We start from the raw sequence: 15,727 nt of genomic DNA, 5'->3' as shown, positions 1-15,727 counted from the left end.
TTACAATCCATCGGCGGAGGGACTGTGGCCTGAACATGCAGGGACGGAGCTGCCGTATACCAGAGGTGGCCGACCAGTGTCACGTCGTATGGGAACTGTTTGTTTCTGAGATTTCCTGTCTTTCGACCGGGGTTTTCGTTTTTGATTTTTTGTTGCGCGCAATGAGCTTTGAGAAAATTAATTGGATTCATCCCTCCGCCCGTTTCGATCGATACTGTACATTCAGGTTTGTGAAGGATTTCACCAGAGCTCTTTCTCGCTGCTCTGACTATATAGTACAAAAATAGAATTTTATTTTATTAGATTTTTATTAAATTTTTATAGTTCTTAGTGCTTAGTTTTTAGTGGTTAGTGAAGTGGCAAAAGTGATAAGCGAAAGTGGCGCCGCACCGGCGGCAGCACCTTTCCAATCATCCCGATTCCCCCGATTGTCCCGAATTTTCGAAATTGACAGAACCGGGATGTGTCGATGGAGGGTTAAAGCCCGGGTATCGAACCGGACTCAGCTCGTTATATGGGAAGAGCGTCGATTTTCCATCTCATTTCCCATCTTGCCTTTTGAAATGATATAATACATCTATACATACTCTTGTATTGATGAAAGGTGAATGACTATGAAAATAGAGAAATATCTGGCTGCGCCCATTCTGGCAGTATCTTTGCTGACGGGAGGTGCCGCTTATGCGGACAGTATGGTCCTGGCAGGCGGGGAAGTGCTGGATCTGGGAGAAAAAATTTCCGTGTATCCCGGGGAGCGTTCTTTCTTTGGAAGCCAGATTCACGACTGGCTTTTAAAGCCCGATGCAGCCAAAGATGTGGAACAGCTGATGAAGGATGGGGACCTTGTTTCTAAAAATGACCCGTCGGCCAAAGATTTGTCGGAAATGGCTGTTTCCATCCTGAGAAGCGGCAAAGTATACCAGGTCCGTGCCCTGGATAACGATACTTACTACCAGGGAATGGTGCTTTCCCTTCCCGTGACGGATGCAGATATGCTGAAGGTATCTCTCCTGAAGCCATCGGTACCGGTGACCGGCACTGACGGCAAAGAAGAGGCTGCCAGACCGGAATTGAAGAAGCCTTCCCTTGGAAAGGTGCTGAAGACCCTTCACAGCTCCATCGATATCCGTACGAAATCGGACTGGGAGGAAACGGTGACAAAAGGCGGGATCCCCTGCCGCACGGCTGATGTGCAGCTCTCCCTTGTCAAAGATGGTTTCACTATCCCCGTCTATATCAGGGGAATCATCACCAGAAAAGAAGGGGAAACGGTATATACGGTTTTCGCATCCGACCAGGCTTCAGGCAATTATTTCCAGCCGGTCCTCGCTAAAGCGCTGAAGGAAGCAAAACATGAGACGAAATAAAATCATCGCCCTGGCCCTGTCTGCCCTCCTTCTCTCCGGAGGATGCGCTTTCGCTGAAGGCACGCCTTTTTCCGAAGGTGGAAATACGGGAGCTGCCGCTGCGGTTCCTGCATCCGGCAGGACGGAAAATCTGGAGAAAAGCGCCGGCCACCATGTGTCCGATATTTCCAGAGATATTGCCAGCCAGGGAATGGAAAAGGTATCGGAACTGCCTACGGCGGAAATGTCCGGCTCCATCATGGGCCGTATCGATCTTCCGAAGAAGATGCATTACGAGCCTTTCAGTTTCCTCCCCGTTTCCATGGATCATTACGGCGGACTTCTGACCATTGAAGATAAAAAATTCACAGGCAGCGCCATTGTGGCCGGTGCTTCGTTCAAAGGAAAAGCGTCGGACGAATACTTCGGCGGCATGTTCCTTCCCCATGGCTACACCCAGGAAGCGGCGGGGAAGATGCTCCATTTCAATATGGGCCTTCTGAAAATCGAGAGCGCCCTGAATGAAATCTTCCTCAATACCATGAAGGAAGTGCGGAAAGAAACAAAGGAAAATGTCCCATACAACCTCATCATCCTGGATATGATGCACGTGGAACAGCTCCACAAGGTGAAGGATAAGCCGAAAACCTACTCCTTCTCCCTCCGTCCGGCCTTTGCAGCAGACGGATTTGCGGTGCCACTCTTCGTGCGGGGCTTTGCCAGCAAAGTGGATGACACCTACCGGTTCCTCCTCTTCACCACCTTTGACAGCCAGAAAGACCTCTTCAGCTTCGCAGGACTGAAGCTCATCAATGAACCGTTTATAGAAAAATAAAAAGCCTCCTTCGGGAGTGCTTTTTATTTTGGAACAATTCATTGGAAATTCAGGAAATACATTTACAATATGGGATATTTCCCATATAATAGTAGTGGGGTTATTCTATGCCGAGAATTAGAGTTGTCTACTATATAAAAACAGATGGAAGCATACCCGTCAGGGAGTTTATCGATTCCCTCGAAATGAAGATGAGAGCGAAAGTTCGCAGAACCATTTTATTGTTTCAGGAGAATGGAAATGAATTACGGGCGCCTTATTCCGAATATCTCAAGGATGGTATATACGAATTAAGGGCCAAACAGGGTAGTAATAAGTAATATTACGCGTGTTCTTTATTTTTTTGTAATAGGAAATACGGCTATATTGACTAATGGTTTTACTAAAAAGACACAGAAAACACCGGTTAGGGAAATTGAACTGGCAAAGAAATACAGGGAAGATTATATGAGACGCAGTTTGGGAGGCGAGTGAATATGATGGATAAAAACAAACTGGAATACAGCTTTGATGACGATTTGAAGGAAAGTCTCAATGATCCGGAATTTAAGAAAGCTTTTGAGGAACTGGAACCAGAGTTTACTCTGATTCAGGCCTTGATTGATGCACGGCGTGAGAAGGGGATGACTCAGAAAGAGTTAGCTGCTAAAACCGGGATTGATCAGGCAGATATAAGTAAAGTAGAGCATGGCAAATTGAATATTTCTTTTAGAACTATGCAAAGACTGGCGGAAGGACTGGGTAAGATGCTTAAAATAGAACTGGTCGATCCGTGATGAAAGAGAAATGATTCAGGAAATTAAAAATCTCCGTACGATTTATTTCGTACGGAGATTTTTTACATTTTTCGCAGAACCCTGAATTTCACCATTTCCATGAAATCCATATCTTTGATGCAGTTCCTTCTGGCTTCTTTCACAAGGGCTGCGGCTCTTCTCTTTTCTTCTTTTGAGAGGGGAGCGCCGGAGTATTTTGACTTAATCAGAAGTTCCGTTACTTCCGCAAGACCTGAAAGGCGGGAATCTTCCCTGAAGAGGGCCATCTGCTTTTCGTAGCTCCCCTTCGCCGGGATCCGTTTATAAGCGGCGAGGCGTTCCATATAATCGATGAGACGGTTGAAAGATTCTTTGCTTTCAGAAGCTTTGGAAATCATGTGGGAGACGGCGGAGAGCCGATAGGCGAGGAATCCGATCAGGGCCAGAATTACCAGTGGGATGAGGAGGAGACCTTTGGGAAGGGGCTTCTCGGGAGTCCTCATCTGCTGCGGGTTGAGGCGCGGCGGATTTCCCGGGGACTGCCGGGGCTGGTCCGCACCGCCTGGAGGCTGATTCTTCGGAGTCTGTCCCTTCTGAGAGCCAGGATTCATTTTCGGGCTCTTCGGGTCCGGCGGCGCATCGGGGGCGCCTTTGTCGTTTCGCTGTTTATCCGCAGGAATGGGGAATGGATTTTCATTTCCTTCGTAGCCGGGAGTGAACTCCACGGGCCGCCAGCCGAGACCGTCCACATAGACTTCCGCCCAGGCGTGGGCATGGCGGTCGTTTAAGGAAAGGGTATGAAGTCCGTCGGGGAGGGCGGGCGCTTCTTTGATTTCATCGGTCCCTGCAGTCATGCCCGTCACATAGCGGGCAGGGATGCCGCTTGCCCGGAGGAGCATGACTCCGGCGGAAGCGAAGTAGGTGCAGTAGCCTTTTTTATTTTCCGTGAGGAAGTAAGAAATGAAATCTTTCCCCGCAGGCACGCGGCCCGGGGCGGTGGAGTAGGTGTAGTTCCGCGCGAGGAAGGCCCGGATTTCCTCCACCCGCTGCCGTTTTTCGGCCAGGGTTTTGACGGTGGAAATATTTCCAAAGGAAGAAAGACTTTCCTTCACGGAATCCGGGATTTCCAGATCATGCTTGTACACCCAGTCCCTGTAGCGGCTCTCGGCACCTGCATAGACCCGGTAGTACCCGTCGGATATGGATTCCTGCTCCATCATGGAGAGGAGGGCGCCTGACGGAAGGTCCCAGATATAGGTGCTGTAGGCCTTGGCCTTCGGTGAGACAGGCGAGCGGTCGTAAGTGAAGAAATGGCCGCCAAAGCTTGCATCGTAGGGGATGAGAAGGAAACGGGTCTTCTCGTACATGGCGTCCAGGGCAAAATCTTTCTTTCTGGATTGCAGTGAATCCTGCCGGTCCATGTAATTTTCAAGCATCTGGGTAAGGGCGGGATTTCGCTGGATCACTTCCATGAGCCAGGCGCTCTGGTCGTACCATTCGCCCTGGTTCTGCTCGAAGAGCTGCTTCACGGAACCATAACTGTCAGCAGGAAGATCCTTCCACTGGTTATTTCCATATTCTCCGCCCACCCAGCTTCGAAGGTAGAGGCGGTAAGGCATTTCCGGTGCTTCCATATCCGCAATGATGCGGCCTGTGTAGTGGATGCCGTTTGACGTGCCCAGTTTCTGATGGCCGGCGGAACCTTTCATCATCCCTGTATAGGCATTGCCTGCATGAAATACGGGATTATAGGGGTCCACGAATTCCACGATTTTTTCCTGAAGACCGGCAAAAATCGCAGGCTGCCGGTACCGGCTTTCGGGAATGGCCAGGGCAAATACAAGGCCCAGGAGGAGGGCCGCCCCGAAAGCGGCGATTTCCGGGTGACCCGGTCCCCTCGATTTGAGGAGAGCCGGAAGGGTCATGATGTAAGCAGCGGAAAGGACGAGGCCGAAAGGCGCGGGGTTCAGCCCATAGTAGAAACTGAGGAGCAGGGTAAAGAAAGAAATAAGTCCTGCCGGCAGAGTTCCTGCTTTCGAAAGAGAAGCAGAAAGGAAGAACCAGGAAATAAAGAGGCAGAGTACAAGCTTGGCAGGGATTTCGGAAACCGGCACTGCCGGCTTTGGGATGTCCATTTCCACGTCATAGGGTTCGGAAAGAGTCTGCATGAGGGGAATGGAAGCAGAGACGGCACTCTGCGTCAGAGCAGATCTGAAAAGGACCATTCCTGCCAGAAGAATGACAAAAAGAATGGCAAGGACAGGAAACTGCTTTTTCTCATCCAGGGAGGAGAGAAGGATATTTCCCAAAAGGACGATGAGGAAAGCCATCCCTGCGAAGAGGAATTCTCCTCCTCCAAAGAAGGAGAAAAGAATAGCGGCCGTTCCGGCGGCTCCGAGAGCCGCAGTCAGGGGACGGAGAAGTGCATATTTCATCATTTTCCGCCTCCCAGAGCTTCATAAATTTCACCTTTTCCCGAGAGCATGGCCCTCGGCGCATCAGGCGCTGCGCACCAGAGGGCGGGGTGAAGGACGGGAGAGACGGGAGGATTCGGATTTCCCGTGAGGTAGACGATGGGCACATAGGGGGAAAGAGGACTTTCCCGGAGGGCCTGGTCCCGTCCTGCCTCGAGAAATCCGCGGATCGCTTCTTCCCAGTCTTCCCGTGTGCGGATCATCTGGGATACGGGGCCGGCTTTCGCGGCAAAAGCAAAGCGGAAAGAGGAAGGCACCGAAAGAAGGGCAAGGCCCGCAGAGTACAGGGCATCGCCGATGATATCCCGGTATTCTTCATTTTCCTCATAGTCCGCAGCCAGCACGAACCGTTCGCTTTCTGCCGGGTAGGAATCCCGCACGAAGACTTCCTCTTTTCTGGCCGTGATTTTCCAGTTGATGAGATGAGGATTGTCGCCCGGCTTGTATTCCGTCGCTCCGAAGTATTCCACTTCATCCGATGCGGAAAGTTTCCGGAGACTTTCGAGGATTTTATGGGCACTCCCCACCTGCCTGGGAAAGACCAGGCAGCTCGTGGGAGCGGCCGTTTTCTTGAAATGGAAAAGGCCAAAGGGGTCGGTCCAGGAAATAGAAGGCTTTCCCATATCGATCCGTCCGCAGTGAAGGGCGTCCTTTTCGAAATAGAACGTTATATTTCCATTTCCTTCTTCATAAGTCTCGTATGGGATGCCGTTTAAAGAAGCATCGGGAGAAGACAGAAGAAATAGAAAAGGTCCTTTGAGCGTGAGAGCCGCTTCCAGCTTTTCCCCCCGGCGCACCGATTTCGGGGCGGAAAGGGAGAGGGAAATCTTCGGCGCCAGCCGCTTTTCCAGGAAATACAGCGGAAGGGGCGTCAGGATCATCACCAGAGAAAGGAGAAAAGCCCCCTCCAGGTCATAAAGCACCATGAGAAGGATGGCTATGAAAAGAATAATCAGGTAATACAGCCGGCCCATTTAGTCCTCCTTGAGCGTCGGAAGCGGCAGGGAGGCGAGAATTTCGGAAAGCACGGAAACAGCTGTCTTTCCGGCGTAACGGGCATCGCCGGATAAGGAAATACGATGGCCCAGCGTATAGGGGGCAACGGAAGCCACATCATCGGGAGTCGCATAGGGGCGGCCTTCCATCAGGGCATGAGCCTTCGTCATGGAAGCAAGGGCCATGGTTCCGCGGGGCGATATGCCCAGGCGGATGTCCGGATGATTCCTCGTGGCTCTGGCGATATCCACCATGTACCCGTACAGGCTGTCTTCCACATGAATTTTCAAAGCTTCCTCCCGGAGAGAAAGGAGCTGGGCGGGAGAAATGACAGGCTGCAAGGCTTCTGCGGGATTTCTTGTATTTCCATTTAAAATACGGATTTCATCCTCCCTTTCCGGATAGCCCACAGTAATACGAATCATGAAACGGTCCGTCTGGGATTCCGGAAGCTCCTGGGTGCCGGAAGAACCGAAAGGATTCTGGGTGGCCATGACGATGAAAGGCTGGGGCACTGCGTAAGTCTTCCCGTCTACCGTGAGCTTTCCTTCCTGCATCACTTCCAGAAGCGCCGACTGGGTCTTTGGAGAAGCACGGTTGATTTCATCAGCCAGGAAGAAATTCGTCATAGCCGAACCTGCCACATAACGGAAAGTGCCGGAATTCTTGTCATACATGGAAAAACCGGTAATATCGCTGGGCAGCACATCCGGCGTAAACTGCATCCGCTTGTAATCCAGCCCCAGCACATGAGTGAAAGCCACAGCAATCGTCGTCTTCCCCACGCCGGGAATATCATCGATTAAAATATGTCCCCCCGCCAGAATGGCACAGAGAATCCGCCTGAGCACCTCATCCTTCCCCAGCACCGCCCTCTCGGTCTCGGAAAGAATGGAATCTATGAGTTCTTTATCAGACATAATTATTGCCTCTTTCAAAAATTTTTTTATAAGTGGTTATATAATATTATACTACTTGTGGGAAGAGGGAATTAAGGCAATGAGGACCATAAGGTGAAATGGAAACTGGATGTGAAATGGCTTTTGAATCGGGGATTGTCGGGAATCTCGGGAATAATCGGGATTATCGGGGTGGTGGCGGGCATAAAATTTATAAAGCCCGCCATTTTCTATTATGTTTTTACTCTCGATTGATTCCAATGAAACTTAGCATAAAAAACTCTGCGGCGCCCATTTACTGTTGCGCCGCACCTTCCCGAGATTCCCGAAACGAATCCCGATACTCCCGACACAAAAGTTTTATTTCTAAAGGCCCTGCAAAGAGGATGGGGAAATACTGTTTGACAATCACTATTTCATAAAATATAATAATACTATTCTGATAACTTCATAAACAAGGAAGAGTACCCAAGTGGTTGAAGGGAGCGGTCTTGAAAACCGCCAGACGCAGCGATGCGTGCGTGGGTTCGAATCCCACCTCTTCCGCCAGCAATGATTCCGCGGCTCTGCCGCGGTTTTTTTTAACAGAGGATTGAAAATCATGGGCAATAAAATTCAGCTGAATTATGCGGAAATCTTCAAGAAGGCCATAGGACTGACAGCAGGGGCAGCCATTTACTCCGCAGGACTTAACCTGTTCCTGATTCCAAACAACGTCATTGACGGAGGCGTCACAGGTATTTCCCTTCTGGTCCAGGCGCTGACAGGCATTCCATTTTCCATACTGATCGTACTTTTGAACCTTCCTTTCTTCATCATCGGTTATCGCCGTCTGGGCAAAAGGGTGACGGTCTATTCCATATATGCCATCGTCGTCCTGTCTCTCTGCTCCTCTTATCTGGAGAGCCTTCCGGCGGCGACGAATGATCCTTTCCTGTCCACCATTTTTGGCGGAATCATCATGGGCATCGGTGTGGGAATCGTCATCAAAAGCGGTGGATCCACAGATGGTACGGAAATCGTGGCTATCATGATGTCCGGGAGAAGTTCCTTCTCCGTAGGGGATATCATCCTCTTCTTCAACCTTTTCATCCTGGGAGCTGCCGGTTTCGTTTTCAGCTGGAACAGCGCCATGTATTCCCTCATTACCTACTTCATCTGTTCCCGCATGATTGATGCGGTTTCCGCAGGTCTTGATTCCTCCAAAGGCGTATTCATCGTCACTAATAATTACGATGATGTATCGGATGCGATCGTCAGCGGTATGAGGAAATCGGTGACCCGCCTCCACGGACAGGGCGGATTCCTTCGGGATGATAAGGATGTCCTTTACTGCGTGGTAACCAGACTGGAAGTGCAGAAACTGAAAGACCTGGTTCATTTCATCGATCCTTCCGCTTTCCTTTCCGTCTTCGACGTACAGGAAGTTTCGGGCGGGGTAGTCAAAGGGACGAATACGGTTCGAACTCCAAAGAAATGACAGGCTTACCTCCCCACGGAAAAGCAGTCGGAAAGGCTCGGTCATGAATGATGGCCACCCTTGCATTAGGTAAGGAAATTTAAAAATTTGAAGGAAATTGGAAATACATTCAAAACTGCATATTTTTTCTATTTCCTGTTGCAATTACTGTCATGGCAATGTAAAATAAATGTATCTTAACAAAGTCGATTCAAAGCGGAGTCCATTCGGGCTTCGCTTTTTGTGCTGTTAAGAGAAAATAGGATGTATGTGGGCATATACTATGCAGAGTTATGAATAAATAATCATTTTCTAATGAACCATGTATTGTATAAAGCAAAACCCTATAGTATCCTAAAGATTACCAACAGCTCATTTTCCGGCCCTGGGAGAATGTGGGAGGAGAGAGGGAGTATGGCAGAGGAAACACGGCCACTCGCGCAGAAGTACGACGTCCCTCCTTCGAAAAATAAAGGGCAGGTTATTATATTTTTTTTCGAAGGGAGAGAAATCTTATGAAGAAGATTCTCGCAATCGCAGCTGTTGCTGCACTCACCGCAGGCGTATCCGCATACGCTGCCAATCCGTTTTCCGATGTGACTCCGGATGACTGGGCTTACCAGGCAGTTTCCGACCTCTCCGACCAGGGCGTAGTAGAAGGCTATCCGGACGGCACCTTCAAAGGCGAAAGAAACATTACCCGTTATGAACTGGCTCAGATCATTGCCCGCCTCATGGCAAAAGAAGACCAGCTGAACGCTGAACAGCGTGCAACCCTTGACAAACTGGCTGGCGAATACGCTGACGAACTGGCAAACCTGGGCGTTCGCGTTTCCAACCTGGAAAAGAAAGTAGGCAACATCTCCTGGTCCGGCAACGGCTACATGAAATTCTATCAGACCTATAAAACCGACACAGGCGATAAAGATGATAAATACGTTGGCCGTATCCGTATCAACGTAAAGGGCCAGGTCAATGATTCCACCTATGTGAATGGCCTGCTCCGTTCTGATATGGACTTCAAAGACAGCGAAACCAGCGACACCTATATGCAGAGACTCTATGTTCGTCATGCATTTGGCGACAAGGTAGAAGCTACCCTTGGCAAATATGACCAGTTCTTCGGTCAGACCGGCGTATTCTTCGATTCTGAAATCAAAGGCGCTGAAGTGGCATTCCATGCAAATGATGCAGCCAACCTGGCAGTAGGCTATGGCCGCTTCGAAGACTGGAACGGAGACTATGCAGACAACATCACTGATAAACATGAATATGCCTACGCACAGTTCTCCGGCGAAGCAGGACGCTTTGCTTATGACGTAGACTATGTGAACGGCACCAGCAACAACAAGGTCAACATCTGGGGCGCAGGCCTCACTGCAGGCCTTGGCGGCGGCTTCGATGTATTCGGCGACTACTACAAGAACACCGATGCCAAAGGAGACCCGGACCTCTGGGCTGCAGGTCTTGGCTACGGCAAACAGGACAATGCTAAAGTCGGCTCCTTCCGTGTAGCTGCTTCCTATGTAGACGCTGAAAGAAACGCATTCCTCGGCGCTTACACCTACGATTCTTCCCCGCTGGATGCGCTCGAAAACTCTGCCGTCAAGGAAGTTAAATTCTGGCGTGCAGAAGGCGATGTAACCCTCGCTAAGAACGTAAGACTCCACGGCGAATACAACTTCGATGTAAAGACCAAAGGCACCGATACCGACTACGATGATGTAGCATCCGTATCCCTGAACTATGTATTCTAATTTTCATTAGAATGAAAAAAGAAGCTCCTCGAAATGAGGGGCTTCTTTTTTTCTACATCCTGACGGCCAAAGACTCCGGCGCCAGCCGCGCCCTTTTTTAAATCTGCGCCCAAAGGGCGCCACCACCACCCTCAGCGGCAGAGCCGCTGTCGCCCCCTGAGCGAAGCGATACACAACCCGCCGCCATTAGGCGGCCATAACCCTCGGGCCAAAGGCCCGTCAACTCTCACACCGAAGGTGTGTCCAATGGCGCTCGCCACCATCGTCATCTCGAGCGGAGGATTTATGAGAAGATTATCTTGCGGTGTTTTATTCTGCTCCCGCTTGCGGGGGAAGTCCCGCGCAGCGGGAAAGGGGGAGGCGAACGCAGTGAGCCAATCACAGAATGCTTATCATGCCATGTGATACAGAAAGCCAATCCCGTAACGCTCTCGTTTCTCCTTGAGGTGGCAAAGGAACTGGATTCATAGGGGAGCCCCGCGACCCGCGAATCCAGTGACATGCTTCCCACCGGGGCGAAATCCCGCGTAGCGGGAAAGGGTGTACGAGGTAAGCGGAGAGAATAGATACTCTATGCTGACGTGACCGCCGCAGGCGGCTTATAAAACTCTGCGCCCGAAGGGCGCTACCACAACCCTCGGCCTGAAAGGCCGTCAAACTTAAGAACCTTAAGAACCCTCGGGCCAAAGGCCCGTCAACCCTCACACCGAAGGTGTGTCCACAGCCGCGTCCAACACATAGAAAAACCTCATTCATGCTTATCGAGACTCTTGAATATTGTAACAGTCCATGATATACTATGACTGCAGCGATGAAGCAGAAGAAAGTGACTATCGAACAGTATGAAAGGTTGTATTTCTTACTGCTGCTGAAAGAAACATCCCGCCGGACTACCGGATATCGTACAAACTCCGGCGGAGCATCTCATACAAAGGGGATTTACCCCGCAAGTGATTGAAAGGAAGGTATTAGTATGGCAAAAGCAGACATTCAGGAACAGTATGGACTCTTTATTAACGGCGAATTCGTTCCGGCTTCTGACGGCGCTACCTTTGACGCCCACAATCCGGCAAATGGCGAGCACTTGGCTTATTTCGCAGAAGCAACCAAAGAAGACGTGGACAGCGCAGTGAAGGCAGCAAGAGCAGCCCTTCCGGCCTGGTCCAAGACATCTCCTATTGAAAGACAGAACATCCTGCTGAAAATCGCAGATATTATTGATGCCAATGCAGACCACCTGGCACTGGTGGAAACACTGGACAACGGCAAACCTATTCGTGAAACCAAAGCTGCCGACATTCCCCTGGGCAGCGACCATTTCCGCTACTTTGCAGGCTGCCTCCGTGCATGGGAAGGCTCTGCCACCATGCTGGACGACAACACCCTGTCCCTCATTCTCCATGAACCGGTAGGCGTAGTAGGCCAGGTCATTCCCTGGAACTTCCCATTCACCATGGCATGCTGGAAACTGGCTCCTGCCCTGGCAGCCGGAAACACCATCGTCATTAAACCGTCTTCCCACACTTCTCTTTCCATTCTCGAACTGGTCCGTCTCATCCAGGACGTGCTCCCGAAGGGCGTACTGAACGTCATCACCGGCAAGGGCTCCCGCTCCGGCCAGTGGCTGCTGGATCATCCGGATATCGATAAACTGGCATTCACCGGTTCCACCGAAGTGGGCCACGGCGTATACCAGGCTGCCTGCGACAAACTGATCCCTGTCACCCTCGAACTGGGCGGCAAATCAGCCAATATCGTATTCGATGATGCAGATCTGGCCCAGGCCGTAGACGGCGCATGCAAAGGCATCCTCTTCAACCAGGGCCAGGTATGCTGCGCAGGCTCCCGCCTCTTCGTACAGGAAGGCATTTTTGACGAATTTGTAAAACACCTGAAAGCCACCTTTGAAAGCGTAAAGATCGGTGACCCCACAGATCCAGAAACCCAGCTGGGTGCCCAGATTTACAAAGCCCAGCAGGATAAAGTACTGAAATATGTACAGATCGGCCTTGATGAAGGAGCCCAGCTTATCACAGGCGGTGAAAGATACACCGAAAACGGCTGCGACAAAGGCTATTTCATGAAACCGACCATCCTCGTTACCGACAAGAACGCTGCCAGAGTCTGCCAGGAAGAAATCTTCGGACCGGTAGTAGTCATCCAGAAATTCAAGACTGCCGATGAAGTCATCGCCCTTGCCAATGACAGTGTATACGGTCTGGGCGGAGCAGTCTTCACAAAGAATATCAATACCGCCCTCAAAGTAGCCCGCAGCGTACACACCGGTCGTATGTGGGTCAATACCTACAACGATCTCCCCGCAGGGGCCCCCTTCGGCGGCTACAAACAGTCCGGCATCGGCAGAGAAACCCACAAAGTCATGCTGGAACACTACAGCCAGACAAAGAACATCCTCATCAACCTTAAAGAAGGCATCAGCGGGATGTATGATATCAAATAAAATATTGTGATTTTTAAGAAGTCAGATTCGAAAGGGTCTGGCTTCTTTTTTATCGGAAAGAGAGATGAAAATCGAGAAACAGCGCCCGCGAAGCCATCTTCCCGATATTAATGGATAAGGTATATCAAATTTACGAATTAGGGAAATAAAAAATTATGATGGAAGTAAAAAAATATAATAAATCATAGGAATTTATTGTATGAAATGCGTGAAATATTATTTTTCTATAAAGTAAAATTACATAAAAATTTGTAATTTTTTAATCATGGTGGTATAATAAGTTCGCACAACAGGGAATACCCTGCTCTTTGTGTGGAAGAGAAGAGTAAAGAAGAGAAGAAACAGAGGAAACACGGCAACTCGCGCGGAAGCTCTTTTTGAAAATCCTTTCAGAATCAGGGCAAAAATTTATTTTTTTCAAAAGGAGCTTACCTATGAAAAAGATTCTCGCAATCGCTGCGGTAGCAGCACTCACCGCTGGCGTATCCGCATACGCAGCAAATCCGTTCTCTGATGTAACCCCGGATGACTGGGCTTATCAGGCTGTTTCCGACCTCTCCGACCAGGGCGTTGTAGAAGGCTATCCGGATGGCACCTTCAAAGGCGAAAGAAACATGACCAGATATGAACTGGCTCAGATCATCGCCCGCCTCATGGCTAAAGAAGACCAGCTGAACGCTGAACAGAGAGCAACCCTCGACAAACTGGCTGGTGAATATGCTGACGAACTCGCAAACCTGGGCGTTCGCGTATCCAACCTGGAAAAGAAAGTCGGCAACCTCTATTGGTCCGGCGATGCTCGTATGCAGTATCAGCACAACCTCGCTAAAGACGAAGATGACAACACTTTAAGAAAAGGCCATGACGATGCATGGACCGGCCGTATGCGTATCAATGTAATGGGCCAGGTTAACGATCAGGTAACCGTTAACGGCCGTATGGTTTACAACATGGACTTCAAAGGTGAAGATGATTCCGGTGTAACCATGGATCGCCTGTACTCCGCATGGACCCCGAATGACAAAGTAACCGTTAACCTCGGCAAATTTGGTGTCGCTCTTGACCAGACCGGTACTTTCTGGGATGAAGACGGCGTATTCAAAGGCGTAAACGCTGCTTATGACAATGGCAAATTCGGCGTAGAAGCAGGCTATGGCCGCTTTGATGCAGGTTACGATGCTTATAAAGAATTTGAATCCCACGAAGCATGGTATGCAAAACTGACCGGCCATATCGCTGATACCGCTGACGTTTCTGCATTCTATCTGAAGAACGCTCAGAAGATGGACTTAGATGATTTCGCAGGTGCCGAAGCTAAGGTTTGGGGCGCAGGCGCAGCAATTGGCCTTGGCGGAGACTTCACCCTCGACGGCGACTATGTTCAGACCAAACTGAACAAAGGCCTGAAAGATGCTGACCTCTGGACCGCAGGCCTCACCTATGGTGAAGTTGACGGAGAAAAACCGGGTTCCTGGACCCTCGGCGTTCATTATGTAGACGCTGAAAAGAACTCCATGCTCCTCGGCGGTTCCGCACTGGACATGACCGATCAGCTCGATCTCTCCTCTGAAACCGGCGTTAAGTTCTGGGTAGCTAAAGCAGGCGTAGCTGTTCAGAAGAACGTTGAACTCGACGCTTACTACAACTTCGCAGCTAAAGCATCTGGTGCAGAAGATCCGGATGACACCTGGGGCGTTGAACTGAACTATGCATTCTAATTCCTGAATTAGAAGACTGGTTCAAAGGAAATAAAAAAAGAAGCTCTTCATTTGAAGGGCTTCTTTTTTGTTGTCTCTTTTACAGAGACTTGCATCTATAAAGGCGAAAGAACCTTTGAATCGGGAATTGTCGGGAATCTCGGGAATAATCGGGAATCTCGGGAAGGTGTTGCCGCTGATGCGGCAACGAGTATTTATGGGGAATGTGGTGGCAACCTTTGAATCGGGAATTGTCGGGAATCTCGGGAATAATCGGGAATCTCGGGAAGGTGTTGCCGCTGATGCGGCAACGAGTATTTATGGGGAACGTGCACAGGCGGGGGAATTTCTGCCTGCTGAAAGAGTAGATGATAAAGGAAACTGAAAGTGTGGCAACCTTTGAATCGGGGATCTCGGGAATCCCGGGGGTGATCTGGGATCTCGGGGCGGTGGCGGGCATAAAATTTATAAAGCCCGCCATTTTTATATTGGAAATATCATCTTCGATACCTGTGGTTTTGATTTAATATATTTGCGGCGCTTTCTGCTGTCGCGCCGCACCTTCCCGATAGTCCCGATAACCCCGAAGTGAATCCCGGTATTCCCGAGACAAAAGATTTCGGCCAGGGGGCTTCCCTTTCAGGCTGTAAAAGCGTGCCCTTTAGCAAAATACAGTAATAGAATATTTTTATAGTCAATATGAAATTAAATTTTTTATGGACAATTTTATTAGAAAATTAAAATTGTTGTACAAGCGGTAATTTATTTGATAATTACTAACAAAATGAGACTTTGACAAAATTCCGGATTAAAAGTAAATATTTTTTTCTTAGTCTTGACAATCGGGGCATTTCGTGACGGAGTTTTGACTGACAGCCGACAATCTTGATTTTTCAGAAGCATTTGTGTTACTATCTCACTAGACGAAAGGTCCCGGCCTCGGGACGATAGTCTGGGAAAGTAGGAAGTAAGGACACGCAGAGGAAACACGGTCACTCGAGCAACACGTTCTGAAACTGAAATCCTTTTAGAAAAAATAGAGGCACAC

15 protein-coding genes and 1 tRNA gene are annotated in these 15,727 nt (G+C 49.6%); 12 read left to right on the top strand and 4 right to left on the bottom strand.

The window, feature by feature from the left end; genetic code table 11:
* Positions 1 to 191: hypothetical protein (locus QZN42_RS08600; RefSeq protein WP_296956578.1), on the bottom strand; the 191-nt coding region annotated here is incomplete at its 3' end.
* 423 nt (positions 192 to 614) lie between these two features.
* On the opposite strand from QZN42_RS08600, the gene QZN42_RS08595 reads away from it, so the two are divergent.
* The 5 genes from QZN42_RS08595 to QZN42_RS08580 all read left to right on the top strand — a co-directional run bounded on the left by QZN42_RS08595 (position 615) and on the right by QZN42_RS08580 (position 2,957).
* A complete protein-coding gene (locus QZN42_RS08595; RefSeq protein ID WP_296956577.1) occupies positions 615 to 1,367 on the top strand; it encodes a hypothetical protein in 753 nt (250 codons plus the stop codon).
* A complete protein-coding gene (locus QZN42_RS08590) occupies positions 1,354 to 2,181 on the top strand; it encodes a hypothetical protein (protein WP_296956575.1) in 828 nt (275 codons plus the stop codon). Before QZN42_RS08595 ends, QZN42_RS08590 begins: the two co-directional genes overlap by 14 nt.
* Positions 2,182 to 2,288: 107 nt before the next feature.
* Positions 2,289 to 2,501, top strand: coding sequence for a type II toxin-antitoxin system RelE/ParE family toxin (locus QZN42_RS08585; protein ID WP_296956574.1), 213 nt, complete (start codon positions 2,289 to 2,291; stop codon positions 2,499 to 2,501).
* A 46-nt stretch (positions 2,502 to 2,547) separates the two neighbouring features.
* Positions 2,548 to 2,655, top strand: a complete 108-nt coding sequence (locus QZN42_RS10170) for a type II toxin-antitoxin system RelE/ParE family toxin (RefSeq protein ID WP_363916558.1) — start codon at positions 2,548 to 2,550, stop codon at positions 2,653 to 2,655.
* A 2-nt stretch (positions 2,656 to 2,657) separates the two neighbouring features.
* Complete coding sequence (locus tag QZN42_RS08580) at positions 2,658 to 2,957, top strand: helix-turn-helix domain-containing protein (protein WP_296956572.1); 300 nt, start codon at positions 2,658 to 2,660, stop codon at positions 2,955 to 2,957.
* Between the two features lie 62 nt (positions 2,958 to 3,019).
* Here the strand turns inward: QZN42_RS08580 and QZN42_RS08575 are convergent, their stop codons facing one another.
* From QZN42_RS08575 to QZN42_RS08565, 3 genes are read right to left on the bottom strand one after another with little or no spacing between them, the layout of a single operon-like run.
* Positions 3,020 to 5,374 carry a transglutaminase domain-containing protein gene (locus tag QZN42_RS08575; RefSeq protein ID WP_296956570.1) on the bottom strand — a complete coding sequence of 785 codons (2,355 nt, stop codon included), beginning with the start codon at positions 5,372 to 5,374 and terminating at the stop codon, positions 3,020 to 3,022.
* Positions 5,371 to 6,384, bottom strand: a complete 1,014-nt coding sequence (locus QZN42_RS08570) for a DUF58 domain-containing protein (RefSeq protein WP_296956566.1) — start codon at positions 6,382 to 6,384, stop codon at positions 5,371 to 5,373. Before QZN42_RS08570 ends, QZN42_RS08575 begins: the two co-directional genes overlap by 4 nt.
* Positions 6,385 to 7,326, bottom strand: a complete 942-nt coding sequence (locus QZN42_RS08565) for a MoxR family ATPase (protein WP_296956564.1) — start codon at positions 7,324 to 7,326, stop codon at positions 6,385 to 6,387.
* A 437-nt stretch (positions 7,327 to 7,763) separates the two neighbouring features.
* Between QZN42_RS08565 and QZN42_RS08560 the strand changes: the two genes are divergently transcribed.
* From QZN42_RS08560 to QZN42_RS08530, 7 genes are all read left to right on the top strand, one after another.
* Positions 7,764 to 7,854, top strand: a tRNA-Ser gene (locus tag QZN42_RS08560).
* A 52-nt stretch (positions 7,855 to 7,906) separates the two neighbouring features.
* Complete coding sequence (locus QZN42_RS08555; RefSeq protein ID WP_296956562.1) at positions 7,907 to 8,785, top strand: YitT family protein; 879 nt, start codon at positions 7,907 to 7,909, stop codon at positions 8,783 to 8,785.
* A 494-nt stretch (positions 8,786 to 9,279) separates the two neighbouring features.
* Positions 9,280 to 10,521: an S-layer homology domain-containing protein gene (locus tag QZN42_RS08550; protein WP_296956560.1), complete on the top strand. Its 1,242-nt coding sequence runs from the start codon at positions 9,280 to 9,282 to the stop codon at positions 10,519 to 10,521.
* A gap of 799 nt (positions 10,522 to 11,320) precedes the next feature.
* Positions 11,321 to 11,479, top strand: a complete 159-nt coding sequence (locus QZN42_RS08545; protein WP_296956558.1) for a hypothetical protein — start codon at positions 11,321 to 11,323, stop codon at positions 11,477 to 11,479.
* Between the two features lie 15 nt (positions 11,480 to 11,494).
* Positions 11,495 to 12,982 carry an aldehyde dehydrogenase family protein gene (locus tag QZN42_RS08540; RefSeq protein WP_296956555.1) on the top strand — a complete coding sequence of 496 codons (1,488 nt, stop codon included), beginning with the start codon at positions 11,495 to 11,497 and terminating at the stop codon, positions 12,980 to 12,982.
* Positions 12,983 to 13,416: 434 nt separating this feature from the next.
* Positions 13,417 to 14,700, top strand: a complete 1,284-nt coding sequence (locus QZN42_RS08535) for an S-layer homology domain-containing protein (protein WP_296956552.1) — start codon at positions 13,417 to 13,419, stop codon at positions 14,698 to 14,700.
* A gap of 115 nt (positions 14,701 to 14,815) precedes the next feature.
* A complete protein-coding gene (locus QZN42_RS08530; protein ID WP_296956549.1) occupies positions 14,816 to 15,064 on the top strand; it encodes a hypothetical protein in 249 nt (82 codons plus the stop codon).
* The last annotated feature ends 663 nt before the right edge of the window (positions 15,065 to 15,727 follow it).

The organism is uncultured Dialister sp. (genome assembly GCA_900314595.1).
Lineage (GTDB): Bacteria > Bacillota > Negativicutes > Veillonellales > Dialisteraceae > Dialister.
The sequence above is the reverse complement of the archived record's forward strand: the minus strand, read 5'-3'. Positions and strand labels throughout refer to the sequence as shown.